Here is a 13654-nt window from a genome sequence, read left to right on the forward strand (position 1 = left end):
CGACTCGTGTGAGTCGAGCGTCCTTCCCCATAGACGAGAAAGTCAACGGCGATGTTAAATCAAAAAAACAAGGTGACACGCGCGGACTATGAGCAGTGGCGTGCCGGACAGGATGAGACGGCGGCTCGCATCGCGTCCGACCCCGATAGGCTTCTGTTCCATGTGGAGCCTGAGCTTGGCTGGCTCAACGACCCCAACGGTTTGGTTCAGATTGGTGATACGTATCACATCTATCATCAATACGATCCTTTCGATGCTGCGCATGGCGGTCCAGTGCTTTGGAACCATCTGACGACAAAGGATTTTGTGACGTACGAGAATCACGGCCCCGTGCTGTTCCCCGATTCCGATTTGGATTCGAGCGGAGCGTATTCTGGTTCTGCCTTTGTACGTGATGGCAAGATTCACTACTTCTATACCGGCAACGTCAAGCATTTTGACCGCGATGATTACGACTACGTGTTGACGGGCCGTGAGCAAAACCAGATTCATATGGTTGCCGAGAATCCCGACGAATTGGGCGAGAAGCGCATGGCTGTTGGACCAGTCGATTACCCCGACGATATCGGTACGCACGTGCGCGACCCCAAGATCCTTGAGCACGATGGTATCTACTACATGGTTCTGGGCGCTCGTACGAAAGACGACCGTGGCTGCGTGCTTGTCTATACTTCGCGTGATTTAGGGGTCTGGAGCTATGCGACGCGCATTGAGCTGGACGAGAACTTTGGCTTTATGTGGGAGTGCCCCGATCTGTTTGAGCTCGATGGCGAGCTTATTCTCGTTTGCTGTCCGCAGGGTGTGCCTGCCGATGGTTGGCGTTACCGCAATCCGCATCAGTGCGTGTGGTTCCCTATCGAGGCCGATTGGGAGGCGCCGAGCTTTAAAATCGTCGGGCAGGGCATGCCCCCGATGGTCGATGCCGGTTTTGATTTCTATGCTCCGCAGTCCTTTGAGGATGCTGCAGGCCGGCGTTTGATGATCGGATGGTCGGGTTGCCCCGATGCGACGGCAGAAAACCCGACGGTGGCGCGCGGGTGGCAGTGCGCGTTGACGGTGCCGCGAGAGCTGAGCATGCGCGATGGCAAGCTCTGCCAGCAACCGGCGCACGAGATTGAGAGGATGCGCGGCGACTGCGTTCGCGCGACAGGCGGTGAAACCGTTGAGGAGCCGGGCCGCCTGTTTGATCTTGTGGTTTCCTGTGAGGGCGCCCAGGTGATCGAGCTCGAAATCCGCAAGGGTGTCTTTGTGCGCTATGCAGACGGGATGCTTACCCTCGACATGGGTGACGAAGGCTATGGGCGCGACCAGAGGTCGATCGAGCTCAGCGAGCTTCGCGACCTGCGCGTGCTTTCGGACACTACGATGGTCGAGATTTTTGCAAATGGCGGCGAGGCGGCACTTACGAGCCGTACCTATTCGCCGGCGGTTCCGGCGATGGAGCTGCACGCCGAGGGTGCGGCATCGATGAATTTCTACCGCCTCGTGCATTAACCGTGCATGGGGCACGATTGGATTTGCTGGACGGAATGTGTCGCAGTTGTCGCGGCCAACTACCGCTTACCGCATATAGCGACCGTTTGCGGAATAAGTAACCCTCCTTAATAAACCGTGTGGAATCCTAGATAAGCACTGAGTTTTCCAGGGAGACGCTGTCCTTTGTTGTGTGCAAGGGGCGGCGTCTCTTTGGCGCTTGGACGCCGTTGTGCAACAGTGCGGCGGCGCGTGTCATGTATTGAAAAACCAACGTAGAGATGGGTCGTGATAATAATGGGCAAGTACGTAATCGTGGTTGAGTCTGGGTCGGATGTGACGCCGGAGCTCTGCGAACGCTACGGTATCGTGCGCGTGCCTATGCATGTCACGATTGGTGACGAGACCGTCGAGGACGGCTCGATCGATCCGCTCGAGATTTATTCGCGCTGCAACGAGTTTGGCGTAATGCCCAAGACCAGTGGCTGTGCGCCTGCGGATTTTGCTCACGTGTACGACCGCATTCACGCTGAGCAGCCTGACGCGACCATTTTGCATCTCGCGTATTCCGAGGCCACGACCTGCTCGCATCAGTCCTCCAAGATTGCGGCTAAGGGCCGCGACTACGTGTTCTCCATGGACACGCGTTTTGTCTCGGTGGGTCAGTCGCTCGTTGTCGTCGAGACCGCCAAATACATCGAGGCTCACCCCGATGCCACCGTCGACGAGATCTTTGCTTTTACGAATTCCGTCATGGACCGTGTGCTGCTGGGCTTTGTTCCTACCGACCTAGCCTTCCTTAAGGCAGGCGGTCGTCTGTCCAACGTGGCATTCCTTGGCGCCCACCTGCTCAAGATTAAGCCCTGCATTGAGGTAACGGGCGGTAAGTTTGTGGCGACCAAGAAGTTCCGCGGCTCTATGCTCAAGTGCGCCCGTGCCTTTATTGACCACATGGTTGCGAAGGGCGAGATTGACTACTCGCACATTGGCCTGGCGTATTCGGTAGGCCTTTCCCAGGAGCTGCGCGACGACATGGAAGTCTATGCGCACGACCTGGGCTTTAAGGACATTACCTGGACTCAGGTCGGCGGCGTCATCTCGAGCCATTGCGGCCCGACCGCCTTCGGCGCGGTGCTCACGCTCAAGGCGTAAGGCCTGGCGTCTATCGATTTCTATTGCCTCGGCGGCGGGCGGGTTGCGACAACCTACCCGCCGCTCTTGCGTGGGGTCAAATAGAACAACCCAATTGACCGCTAAACCGTTTCGCCATCATGCATATGGGCTAGAATGACTCTGGCATTTATGTAGCTAAAACCAATGAGAGGCAAGGTAGCGGGAATGGCTGAGATGACGCTCGAGGGTGTGGACGCTCGTCCCGAGGACTCTGCGTTTGCCCTGGGCCGCGTGCATTCGATTGAGACGATGGGAACGGTCGATGGACCCGGCATCCGCTTTGTGGTGTTTGTTCAGGGCTGCCCCATGCGCTGTGCGTATTGCCACAACCCTGATACCTGGTCGGTTAACGGTGGCACGATGGTGACCGTCGAGCACCTGATGGACGAGTTCCAGAGCAACCATGAGTTTTACCGCAGCGGTGGTATTACGGTATCCGGCGGCGAGCCGCTCCTACAGCCTGAGTTTTTGGCCGACCTGTTCCGCGCCATGCACAATAACCCCGACGGTCGTGTGCATACCTGCTTGGATAGCTGCGGCTATGCGTTCGATCCCGCGCATCCCGAGAAGTTCGATGCCGTACTCAACGAGACCGATATGGTGCTGCTCGACATTAAACACGCCGATCCTGGCGAGCATAAAAAGCTGACCGGTTGCGATCCCGCACGCATTCTGGCGTTTGGTGATGAGCTTGCGCGCCGCAAGATTAAGGTCGTTATCCGTCACGTGGTGGTGCCGGGCATTACCGATACGGTTGAGGAGTGCGAGAAGCTCGGTCGTCTGATCGCTCCATGGCACAACGTGGTGGGCCTGGAAATGCTGCCGTATCACACGATGGGCGTTGTCAAGTATGAGCAGCTGGGCATTCCCTATAAGCTCGAGGGCGTTCCACAGATGGATACCGCGCGCATGCCCGAGCTGCGCAACGCTGTCATGACGGGCATGAAAAAGCGCCGCGCGGAACTCAAAAACGCCATCGGCTAGCGAGCCATTTTCGCCCCCAAGGGCACTCATTTGGGACAGACTTAAATGAGTGCCCCCGGGCACCTAGTTGATTGCTAAAGAGCCCCGTCAAGTTGCGGTGGAATAGTTCTTGTTTTTCGGCTTATGCCGCCCAAACAGGAACTATTCCACCGCAACACTGCGTTTTGGGCGGAGATGCGCAACAGAATCGTGCCATTTGGATAAATACGCTTGTGGTTTCTTTAAAGACGCCTTAAACGCCGCTGAATATCTTTGGAAAGAAATGCCTGCTCGGTATTATGCTGCTCGTATATAAAACGGTAGCAATCAGGAGACCACGTGCGAAATAACGCATCGCGGGACGAGTATGTGCCGCAGCATAGCAGCAGATATGAGACGAAGGGCACGTCTTCGCGTGGCCTCGCTGACGCTCGCATCCGCGTGACGAAGATTGCTGCCATTGGGATGCTAACGTTGGCGGTTATTATCCTCGGAATTACCGCCAAAACCTACGCGTCGGAGCGAATGGCACACTCAGATGCGTCAACGGTGCAGACGCAAAACAAAAAGGTCTCTGAATCTAAAGCCACCGCAAGTCAAACCCTGTCGACAGCGAGCCTCAAGACGAGGCTTTCGAAGGCGGACTTTAACGATATTCCCTCAGGCGATACCGTGCAGACCTTCTCACTGGTTGATGACCAGATCCCCGCCCTGGAGGATGAGAGCCTCGCCGCGCTCCAAGATGCCCTGAGTCAGGCGCAGGAGCTGGGCGATGTGGGCGTGGTGTTTTACGATCTGACGAGCGGCAAGGGCGTGACGTATGACGCGGACGCCGAGGTGTACGGTGCGAGCAGTTATAAGGCACTCTATGCGTTGTACATCTGCGAATCCCTGGTCGAGACGGGCCAGGTCTCACTCGATGATTCCCTTGGCACCTATGGTGGCTACAACATGGGCTGGCAGACGGTGCGCGACCTGATCGAGGCCGCGGTCGTTAATTCGGACAACGATTCGTTTATTGCGTTACGCGCGGCGTTTGACCGTGTCGGTTACGAGGATTGGATTGTCAGTCTTGGCGTCGATTACGATACCGCACTCGATCCGATGAGTGATTTTCCCACCTATTGCCCGCGAACCTCGGCCAAGTTGTGGCGCGAGATGAGCGAGTATCTGAGCTGTGGCAGTGAGACCTCCCAGTGGTTATCTGAATTGCTGTCATCAACATCGCGCTCATTTATCCGTGACGGCATTGCGGACGACCAAGCCTTGGTGCGCAACAAGGCAGGCTGGATTAGCGAGGATGGTTGCTATTCGACATGCGATGCGGGCCTTATCGACATCGATGGCCGTACCTATGTCATGAGCATCATGACATCGATGCCGTGGAGCGACCGCTCGAGCGAGGTTACGGCTGCGATTGCAAAGGCTCTGTTTGATACGCGAGCTGCGCTGGCCTAGCGTGTTCGTTTGACGAGGTCAAACAAAATGCTGGTACCATACCGTGGTTGAGAATCTCGTATAGGTTTGGGGAATGGCATGGCTACCATCGCGATTATCGGTGCACTCGAAAAAGAGATCATGCAGATTAAGGAAGAGCTGAGCGACGTTTGCGAGGCACAGGAGGCAGGCTTGACCGTTGTGAGCGGTGAGTTCGACGGCCTGACGCTTGTCGCCACAACGGCGGGCATGGGCACGGTGAATGCCGCTGCCGCAACACAGCACCTCATTAGCAAGTATGCTCCGCAGGCAGTTGTGCTTTCGGGTATCGCGGGCGGTTTGAACCCCAAGCTCCATATCGACGACGTAGTCATCGGCAAACGCCTGCGCTATCTGGATACCGATACCGCGCTTATCGCCGAGTCTGCACCGGGGCTCGAGGAATTTGGCTCGACGCCTGCGCTGGTCGATATTGCTGCCGATGTGCTTGCTGAGCGTGGCTTTGTCAACGCTTCGACAAATGCAGCCGCTTCGAACGAGGGAGCCAAACAATTCCTGGTCGGCACGATTGCCACGGGTAACCGCTTTGTGACGGGCGCCGCCATGCGCAACGACGCTATCGAGGCGACGCATGCCGATTGTGTTGGCATGGAGGGCGCGGCAATTGCCCATGTCGCAACCAAAAATGGTGTCGATTGCCTGGTGCTGCGCGCTATCAGCGATAATTGTGACGAGGCGTACGATGTGATTTGCGACCGCGAGTTCGATCTGTTCGAGTATGCTCGTACCGCGAGTGGCATTACGCTCGATATCGTTCGCCGTATCGCTGCTATCTATTAGCGCGCTCTTTTGTAAGAACCTACGACCAAGGAGTGTCCATGGCCGATTCCATTAACTACCAGCTTGCCAAGTTCGTCGCCAGCTATGGCAAGGTTTCGCAGATTCCCGAGTCCACCTGCCCCGAGGTGAGCTTCGTCGGCCGCTCCAACGTGGGCAAGTCGTCGATCATGAACAAGCTTTTTGGCCGCAAGAACCTCGTCAAGGTTTCGAGCACACCGGGCAAGACGAGCAATATCAACTTCTTTGAGGCTGACGACGTGCACTTCGTCGACCTGCCGGGCTATGGTTTCGCCCGTCGTTCCAAGGCCGAGCGTGACCGCTGGGCAGAACTTATCGGCGACTTCTTCGACTCGGAGCGCAGCTTTAACCTGGTCGTGTCGCTGGTGGATATTCGTCACGACCCGAGTAAGCTCGACCATGACATGATCGACTACCTACAGGGCAACGAGTTCAACTTTATCGTTTGCCTCACCAAGGCCGACAAGCTCAGCCGCACCCAGCAAGCCCGCCAGGCAGCAGCCATCAAAAAGCAACTCAACGTCCCGGCCGAGAACGTGATCATTACGAGCTCCCAGACCGGTACCGGCATCGACGAACTTAAAAAGCGCATCGCCGAAGCCTGCCTCTAATCGGGCTGCAACCCCTCAAAAGCTCTCATCTATATCACCTCAGTGATAGTTATTGGTAAACTATCACTGAGGTGATATTTTTTTGGAGGTCGATATGGAGCTTTGGCACGGGTCGGAGGTTGTTGTCGAACGTCCGTCGTTGGATAAATGCAGACAATTCAATGACTATGGGCGCGGGTTTTATTGCACGCCACATGAGGAAATGGCGATGGAATGGGCATGCCGGACCGAGTCTGATGGCGTTGCCAATCGATATGAGCTTGATTTAGATGGCCTTTCGGTCTTGGATTTGGAGTCTGGGGAGTTTTCAATCCTCAATTGGCTTGCAATTCTGGCGAACAACAGAGAGTTCAATGTTTCGACGCCAGTAGCACGCGAGGGGCTTCGCTATCTACTTGATAACTGTTTAATTGATACATCTCCTTATGACGTTATTCGAGGCTATCGTGCAGACGATTCCTATTTCTCGTTTGCAAGACAGTTTGTCAACGGCATGATTTCGCTCAGGCAATTGCAGCGCATTATGTTTTTGGGGGATTTGGGCATTCAATATGCGCTTATGAGTGAGCGTGCGTTCTCGGCGATTAGGTTCCGCGATTGGAAGCAGGCTTCGGGGCCTGAGTATTATCCCAAGCGTTTTGAGCGAGAGCAGAATGCTCGACGCAAATATTTGGATACGGTCAATGGGTTCGATTCCGAAGGTATCGACATTAGGGATTTAATGGCAGGGAGGGTTGATTTAAATGATCCAAGAGTTAACAGATCGTGGGCCGAGTAGGACATATCCCGTCTACTACCTCGAGGATGCAATGAACAACCTCGGCGACTGCTTCGACTATGCCGTGAACGACTATGGAGCGGAAGGGTCCGAGGTCGCTGAACTCTTTTGCCTGAGCGGCGTAGCCCGTGAGTTTGAGCGTGGCAACGCATGGGTCGTATCGGGAAAATCGGGCGTTGAGCTATTCGCGCTTATCGCCGAAAGGTCGGGCTACCAATCAAGGCCGATGCCAAATCGAACCTACCGATTCGAAAAGACACCGGAATATTGGACAGGCTGGATATTGGCATACCTTCAGTGGCGCCTAGGAGAGTCTTTCGAAGACCTGCTGCATGTCGTTCCGTTTGACGCACTGCGCAGTCTGTACTATCCCTGGCACGAAGCCTCGGAGGAACGCGTGGCTCGCCTCGTCTGCGATATGGCGAAAAAAGCGTTCAGGCAAACCAAACTTGCGTTAGCAAGAAAGAAGCTTAAGAAAACCCAACAAGACCTAGCATATGAATCGGGTGTGTCACTCCGCTCAATCCAAATGTACGAGCAGCGCCAGAGAAACATCAATGAAGCTTCGGTAACAAGCGTAAGAGCCATAGCAAAAGCCCTCCACTGCAACATCGAAGATCTCCTAGAGCCAGTCTTCGAATACAAAGAAACCAGTGCAGCCTAAACCAAACAAATCACCAAAGCTCATCTAAAGAATATGCTCCACACCAGCAAGAGCCCCTATCAATAAAAGGCCATAATTTCAGCCCGGCGCCCCTTCAAAGCGTGGGTCCCTGTAGACATCCTCAGCAAGGTGGGCGCAGGGACGGTCGGGATGTTCCCTCAAAATAATTCCGCAGCGCGAAGGCCCCTTGTCCGTCGCTCCGCAGGAGCAGGACAAGGGGCCTTCATGCGCGAGGACGATTTTGAGGGAACATCCCGACCGTCCCGGACAGGTATATGAGGAGGATGTCTACAGGTACTCGATTTGAGCGCCTTCCGTGTCGCACGTCAGAATATGCGTGTCACACTTGGGGAACTGCTCGCGCAGCTTGACCTGCAGGAACTTTGCCACGATGGTGTCGTCAGTCACAGCCATAAGGGTCGAGCCCGAACCGCTGATCCAGATGGTTTTGGCGCCGCCGTTAAGGCAGGTGTCGCGCACAGCGTTGTAGTCGGGAATCAGACGGCGACGATAGGGTTCCTGAATGCGGTCGTCATTGGCGGCGGCAATCAGGTCGAGGTTGCCGGACTCAAGACCGCGCGTCATGCCGGCGATACGGCCCATCTGCCATACGGCGGTGGAGAGCGGAACTTCCTGCGGCACGACCTTGCGCGCCTCGCTCGTATGTACCTCGTAGGGCGGAATCACGGTAATAAAACGCAAGCGATCGCTCACCTCGTAGCGCAGGCACTGGGGGAGCGAATCGGTCGGCGTAAAGGAGCAGACGGCGCCGCCCAGGATGGCGGGGGCGACGTTATCGGGATGGCCCTCGACCTCGGTGGCAATGCGGACGAGCTCGGCACGGTCGACGGTGTGGCCCGTCAGCGCGGCGGCCGCCATAATGCCGGCGACGACGCAGGTGGAGCTGGAACCCAGGCCGCGGGCGACGGGCACGTCGGTCTGAATGTCGATGGCAACGGGAAAAGCCGGCTCGCCCCACGCGGCCAGTGCATCCACAAAGCTCACGTAGACCAGGTTATTCTCGTTTTGGAACTCCTCGGGGCAGCCCGTGATGGTGAGCTTGTCGGCGCGCTCGAAGGTGAAGTGCGAGTAGAGGCTGACGGCCATGCCGAGGGTGTCGTAGCCGATGCCCAAGTTGGCGCTTGTTGCTGGGACGGTGATCTTGATCATGTGAGTCCTCCTGGCGTGCCTGGCTGTTTAGTTCGCTGCTCGGGCAGTCCTGCGCAAGACGGAAAGCACATTAAGTGCTTTCCTTTGCGTGCGGAACTCGCGACGAACTAAACAGCCAGGCACGCTGTGCGCGTTCGTCATCATCCCGGTGGGTATCTGATAAAAGAAGGTGCGCCGGCTTTCGCCGGCGCCTTATAAGGGGTTTAGTTGGTAGCCATCTTTTTTGCAGCCTGCTCTACGTAGTTGGCCATGTCGGCTACGTCGCAGACGTCTTCGAAGCGGACGGGCTTGGACTCGAGCTCGGCGAGCTGTGCCGGGGCGACCGTATTGGTGGCCTGCTCGAGCACGCGCATGGCCTCAAAGTCGTCCTCGGGAACGTCGAGCCCCAGGGCGTCGCAGCAGGCGCGCGGGAACTTGTAGGGGCTGGCGGTCGAAAGCAGCACGCGGGCCTTGGCGCCCTCGGCGGGGGCGACCTTTTCGAAGACGTGATAGCCGCAAGCGGTGTGCGGGTCGATCACGTAGCCGTTCGCGTCCCAGCAGCCCTTGATGGCAGTGCGGACCTCGTCCTCGCTGGCCCAACCACAGCCAAAGACGCTCTGAATCTTTGCCAGCAGGTCGGCGGGAACCTCGTAGCGACCAGTCTGTGCCAGCTGCTCCATAAGGCCGGCAACGAGCTCACAGTCGCCATCGGACAGGAAGTACAGCATGCGCTCCAGGTTAGAGCTGATGAGGATGTCCATCGACGGCGAGATGGTCGTGAAGAACGGACGGTTGCGGTCGTAGACGCCGGTGGTCAGGAAGTCAGCCAGAACGTTGTTCTTGTCGCTCGCGACGATGAGCTTGGCGACGGGCAGACCCATGCGCTTGGCATAGTAGCCGGCCAGGATGTCGCCAAAGTTGCCAGTCGGTACGCAGAACTCCACGGCGTCGCCAGCCTCGATGGCGCAGGCGCGCAGCAGCTGCGCATAGGCGGCAAAGTAGTAGACGACCTGCGGCACCAGACGGCCGACGTTGATGGAGTTGGCGCTCGAAAGCACGGTGCCAGCGGCCTCCAGACGCTCGGCAAGCTCCTTATCGGCAAAGATGCGCTTGACGGCACTCTGGGCGTCGTCGAAGTTGCCGCGGATGCCGCAGACGGCGACGTTGTCGCCCTCCTGTGTGGACATCTGCAGATTCTGCACGCGGCTGACTTTGCCTTCGGGATAAAAGACGGTGATGCCCGTGCCCGGGGCGTCGGCAAAGCCGGCGAGTGCTGCCTTGCCCGTGTCGCCCGACGTGGCGGTGACGATCATGATGCGCTCGGCGCCGCCGTCCTTGGCAGAAGTGCGGGCCATGAGGCGGGGGAGCATCTGCAGAGCGACGTCCTTAAAGGCGCTTGTGGGACCGCCAAAGAGCTCGATCACATAGGTTTGAGGGGCGTCGGCGCCCGGTGCTGCATCAAGTTTGACGAGTGGTGTGACCTCTTCGCTCGCGAACGTGCCGCGGTAAGCCTCATTCACGCAGGCCGAAATTTCTTCGGCCGTGTAATCGTTCAGTAACATTCCCAACACATTTTGAGCGATTTCAAAGTACGATTTATCGGCAAGCGAGCTGATATCGACCTGCTGGGTGCCAAGCTCGTCCGAGACAAACAAACCCCCGTCGGGAGCGATGCCGGTGCGGATTGCCACCTTACTTGAGCATGATAAAGTGCGTCCTCGTGTACTATGATAAGTTCCCATATAACAGTGCTCCTCGGATACCTTGGTCCCAATCGGTGAACCCATGGTATCAGAGCGCGCAAAACAGGTTTGCAGAGGCTTTTAGAAAGGTAACCTCCACGCCATGATAAAAATTGCCAAGTTTGGCGGCTCGTCGGTCGCCGACGCTGAACACTTCAAGAAGATCAAGGCCATCGTCGATGCCGACCCTGCCCGCCGTTTTGTGGTGGTTTCTGCCTGCGGTCGTCGCTTTAAGGGCGACACCAAGGTGACCGACCTGCTCTACCTGGTTAACGCGCACGTTAAGTATCACGTGTCGTGTGAGGAGCTGCTCGAGGACATTGGTCAGCGCTATTTTGATATCGCTGACGAGTTGGAGCTCACCTATCCCATCCGTGAGGAGTTTGCGGCCTTTGCCGAGCGCGCCCGCTCGGGCGGCTACTCCACCGAGGAGCTCGTGAGCCGCGGCGAGTACTTCACCGCTCGCCTGATGGCCGAATACCTGGGTCTGCCGTTCCTGGACGCTGCGACGGTTGTGGCATTCCATCACGACGGTACGCTCAGCATGAACCGCACCTCCGAGCTGGTGCAGGAGTACGGTCAGCAGGGCGGCTTTGTTATGCCCGGTTTCTACGGCGCGACGCGTGAGGGCCAGATCAAGCTGCTCGATCGTGGCGGCGGCGATATCTCGGGCTCGATCTTGGCTAAGTGCCTGGGCGCCGACCTTTACGAGAACTGGACTGACGTCTCGGGCTTCTATTCTGCCGATCCGCGTATTGTTCCCGAGGCTCAGCCCATTGCGCGCGTTACCTACGAGGAGCTGCGCGAGCTTTCGTACATGGGCGCAAGTGTCCTGCACGAGGAGGCCGTGTTCCCCGTGCGCGAGGCAGGCATTCCGCTGGTCATCAAGAACACCAATGCACCGCAGGACCCCGGCACTATCATTAGCGAGACGGCTGATGAGGGCGAGGCGGAGCCCATCATTACCGGCGTGACCGGCAAGCGCGGCTTTGTCGCCATCAACGTGGCCCGCGACCGCACCAAGCCCCGCGTTGGCTTTATGCGCCGTGCGCTTTCGGTCTTCGAGCGCTATGACGTTTCCGTCGAGCATATGCCCACCGGCGTCGACCGCTTTGGCGCCGTGGTGCAGGAGCAGGATGTGCACGATTCGCTGTACTCACTCGTGGGCGACATCCAGCAGGAGGTCGAGCCGCTCGAGATCGAGGTTGTCGAGGGCTTGGCGCTCATCGCGACCGTCGGCCGTAACCTGCGCGGCCGTGCGGGTATCTCGGGGCATCTGTTTGGCATGCTTGGCCAGGCTGGCGTGAGTGTGCGTATGATTTCGCAGAGCTGCGACGAGATCAACATCATTATCGGTGTTGAGGAGAAGGACTTCGACCTAGCGATTCGGACCATTTACCGTGCCTTCTCCGATAAAAACGGCATTGTGAAGGTCTCCGACCTGGAGGCTCCCGCGCCGGTCGATCCCGCTCTGGCTGCGCTCAAAAAGTAGCGACTGCTCGGTAGATTTTGGGGTCATGTCTCAAAAATCTACGGCGGGGCGTTTCGTTTCGGTTTCGTTTCGACGGGGCGGGTTTCGTGCCCGCCCCGTTCTTGTATACACTGGCAACAATAATCGGCCTGCTCGGTGTGCGGGCAAAAGCCATAACCATTTAAAGGGGGAAGCATGAAACAGTACACGGTTGCTATTTTGGGCGCGACGGGAGCCGTGGGCACCCAGATGCTCGAGTGCCTCAACGAGCAGGAGTTCCCGGTTGGCAAGCTCAAGCTGCTGGCGAGCGCGCGTTCTGCGGGCAAGACCGTCGAGTTCCGCGGCGAGCAGATCGTGATCGAAGAGGCTTGTCCCGAGGCCTTTGAGGGCTGTGACATCGTGCTTGGCGCCGCCGGCGACGACATCGCGAAGGAGCTGCTGCCCGAGGCCGTTAAGCGCGGCGCCGTCGTGGTCGACAACAGCCATGCCTTCCGCATGGATCCCGAGGTGCCGCTGGTTGTGCCCGAGATCAATGCCGACGACATCAAGTGGCATCACGGCCTTATCGCCAACCCCAACTGCGCGACCATTATCGGCCTGGTTCCCACGTGGCCGCTGCATCAGCTCGCTGGCGTGAAGCGCATGATCGTCTCGACGTATCAGGCGGCTTCGGGCGCCGGCGCTCCCGGTATGGCCGAGCTCGAGGCTCAGCTGGCCGCCCTGGGTCGTGGCGAGGAGATTCCCGAGCCGCGCGCATTTGCCGCCCAGCTCGCGAGCAACCTGATTCCGCAGATCGGCGGTGTCAAGGAGGAGGGCTTTACCTCCGAGGAGATGAAGTTGCAAAACGAGGGCCGCAAGATCATGCATCTGCCCGAGCTGCGCGTGAACTGCACCTGTGTGCGCGTGCCCGTGCTGCGCTCGCACTCCGAGAGCATTACGCTCGAGTTCGAGCGTGACATTACGGTGGAAGAGGCCCGTGCTGCGCTGGCTGCCGCTCCCGGCGTCAAGCTGGTTGACGATATGGCCGCCGAGGATGCACACGACCGCTTCCCCATGCCGATGGATACCTCCGACCAGGACCTGATCTGGGCCGGCCGCGTGCGTCGCGACATCTCGAACCCCGAGGCCGCGCGCGGTATCACCTTCTGGTGCTGCGGCGACCAAATCCGTAAGGGCGCGGCAACCAACGCCGTCCAGATCGCTAAGCTGCTCTGCGAGTAGTGTGACCTGTCCGGCGGGGGCCGGGCTTAGTTTTCAGAACGTCCTCGACCATGTGTGGCGCCTTGTCCTGCTCCTTCGGAGCCGCGGACAAGGCGCCACACTGGTCTGCGGAGT

General features: G+C 57.9%; 12 protein-coding genes. 10 read left to right on the forward strand and 2 right to left on the reverse strand.

Annotated features, from left to right (window positions below; translation table 11 throughout):
- Positions 1-51 precede the first annotated feature (51 nt).
- The 8 genes from AAA138_RS05100 (at position 52) to AAA138_RS05135 (ending at position 7957) form a co-directional block, all read left to right on the forward strand.
- Positions 52-1494, forward strand: a complete 1443-nt coding sequence (locus AAA138_RS05100; protein WP_349089806.1) for a glycoside hydrolase family 32 protein — start codon at positions 52-54, stop codon at positions 1492-1494.
- A 276-nt stretch (positions 1495-1770) separates the two neighbouring features.
- Positions 1771-2625: a DegV family protein gene (locus AAA138_RS05105; protein ID WP_349089807.1), complete on the forward strand. Its 855-nt coding sequence runs from the start codon at positions 1771-1773 to the stop codon at positions 2623-2625.
- A gap of 186 nt (positions 2626-2811) precedes the next feature.
- Positions 2812-3630, forward strand: coding sequence for a pyruvate formate-lyase-activating protein (gene pflA, locus AAA138_RS05110; protein ID WP_349089808.1), 819 nt, complete (start codon positions 2812-2814; stop codon positions 3628-3630).
- Positions 3631-4134: 504 nt separating this feature from the next.
- Positions 4135-5067: a serine hydrolase gene (locus AAA138_RS05115; RefSeq protein ID WP_349089810.1), complete on the forward strand. Its 933-nt coding sequence runs from the start codon at positions 4135-4137 to the stop codon at positions 5065-5067.
- 78 nt (positions 5068-5145) lie between these two features.
- Entirely contained in the window at positions 5146-5886 is a 741-nt protein-coding gene (mtnN, locus tag AAA138_RS05120) for a 5'-methylthioadenosine/S-adenosylhomocysteine nucleosidase (RefSeq protein ID WP_349089811.1), read from the forward strand.
- 38 nt (positions 5887-5924) lie between these two features.
- Positions 5925-6515 carry a ribosome biogenesis GTP-binding protein YihA/YsxC gene (gene yihA, locus AAA138_RS05125; RefSeq protein ID WP_006234871.1) on the forward strand — a complete coding sequence of 197 codons (591 nt, stop codon included), beginning with the start codon at positions 5925-5927 and terminating at the stop codon, positions 6513-6515.
- 94 nt (positions 6516-6609) lie between these two features.
- A complete protein-coding gene (locus tag AAA138_RS05130) occupies positions 6610-7293 on the forward strand; it encodes a DUF3990 domain-containing protein (RefSeq protein ID WP_138113257.1) in 684 nt (227 codons plus the stop codon).
- A gap of 31 nt (positions 7294-7324) precedes the next feature.
- Positions 7325-7957: a helix-turn-helix transcriptional regulator gene (locus AAA138_RS05135; protein WP_349089812.1), complete on the forward strand. Its 633-nt coding sequence runs from the start codon at positions 7325-7327 to the stop codon at positions 7955-7957.
- Positions 7958-8245: 288 nt separating this feature from the next.
- On the opposite strand, the gene thrB is transcribed toward AAA138_RS05135, so the two are convergent.
- Both thrB and thrC read right to left on the reverse strand, forming a co-directional pair.
- Positions 8246-9127, reverse strand: coding sequence for a homoserine kinase (thrB, locus tag AAA138_RS05140; RefSeq protein WP_118081148.1), 882 nt, complete (start codon positions 9125-9127; stop codon positions 8246-8248).
- Positions 9128-9330: 203 nt separating this feature from the next.
- Positions 9331-10848: a threonine synthase gene (gene thrC, locus AAA138_RS05145; protein WP_349089813.1), complete on the reverse strand. Its 1518-nt coding sequence runs from the start codon at positions 10846-10848 to the stop codon at positions 9331-9333.
- Between the two features lie 103 nt (positions 10849-10951).
- Here thrC and AAA138_RS05150 point away from each other — a divergent pair, with 103 nt between their 5' ends.
- Both AAA138_RS05150 and AAA138_RS05155 read left to right on the forward strand, forming a co-directional pair.
- Positions 10952-12340 carry an aspartate kinase gene (locus AAA138_RS05150; protein ID WP_349089814.1) on the forward strand — a complete coding sequence of 463 codons (1389 nt, stop codon included), beginning with the start codon at positions 10952-10954 and terminating at the stop codon, positions 12338-12340.
- A 174-nt stretch (positions 12341-12514) separates the two neighbouring features.
- A complete protein-coding gene (locus AAA138_RS05155; protein ID WP_349089815.1) occupies positions 12515-13540 on the forward strand; it encodes an aspartate-semialdehyde dehydrogenase in 1026 nt (341 codons plus the stop codon).
- Positions 13541-13654: the final 114 nt, after the last annotated feature.

It is taken from the genome of Collinsella sp. CLA-JM-H32B (assembly GCF_040098065.1).
Taxonomy (GTDB): domain Bacteria; phylum Actinomycetota; class Coriobacteriia; order Coriobacteriales; family Coriobacteriaceae; genus Collinsella.

Bases quoted from the DNA above. Each gene is read 5' to 3' on its own strand.
- thrB (WP_118081148.1), bottom strand. From the start codon at position 9,127: ATGATCAAGATCACCGTCCCAGCAACAAGCGCCAACTTGGGCATCGGC.
- AAA138_RS05135 (WP_349089812.1), top strand. From the start codon at position 7,325: ATGAACAACCTCGGCGACTGCTTCGACTATGCCGTGAACGACTATGGA.
- pflA (WP_349089808.1), top strand. From the start codon at position 2,812: ATGGCTGAGATGACGCTCGAGGGTGTGGACGCTCGTCCCGAGGACTCT.
- AAA138_RS05105 (WP_349089807.1), top strand. From the start codon at position 1,771: ATGGGCAAGTACGTAATCGTGGTTGAGTCTGGGTCGGATGTGACGCCG.
- yihA (WP_006234871.1), top strand. From the start codon at position 5,925: ATGGCCGATTCCATTAACTACCAGCTTGCCAAGTTCGTCGCCAGCTAT.
- AAA138_RS05115 (WP_349089810.1), top strand. From the start codon at position 4,135: ATGGCACACTCAGATGCGTCAACGGTGCAGACGCAAAACAAAAAGGTC.
- AAA138_RS05100 (WP_349089806.1), top strand. From the start codon at position 52: ATGTTAAATCAAAAAAACAAGGTGACACGCGCGGACTATGAGCAGTGG.
- AAA138_RS05150 (WP_349089814.1), top strand. From the start codon at position 10,952: ATGATAAAAATTGCCAAGTTTGGCGGCTCGTCGGTCGCCGACGCTGAA.
- AAA138_RS05130 (WP_138113257.1), top strand. From the start codon at position 6,610: ATGGAGCTTTGGCACGGGTCGGAGGTTGTTGTCGAACGTCCGTCGTTG.
- thrC (WP_349089813.1), bottom strand. From the start codon at position 10,848: ATGGGAACTTATCATAGTACACGAGGACGCACTTTATCATGCTCAAGT.
- AAA138_RS05155 (WP_349089815.1), top strand. From the start codon at position 12,515: ATGAAACAGTACACGGTTGCTATTTTGGGCGCGACGGGAGCCGTGGGC.
- mtnN (WP_349089811.1), top strand. From the start codon at position 5,146: ATGGCTACCATCGCGATTATCGGTGCACTCGAAAAAGAGATCATGCAG.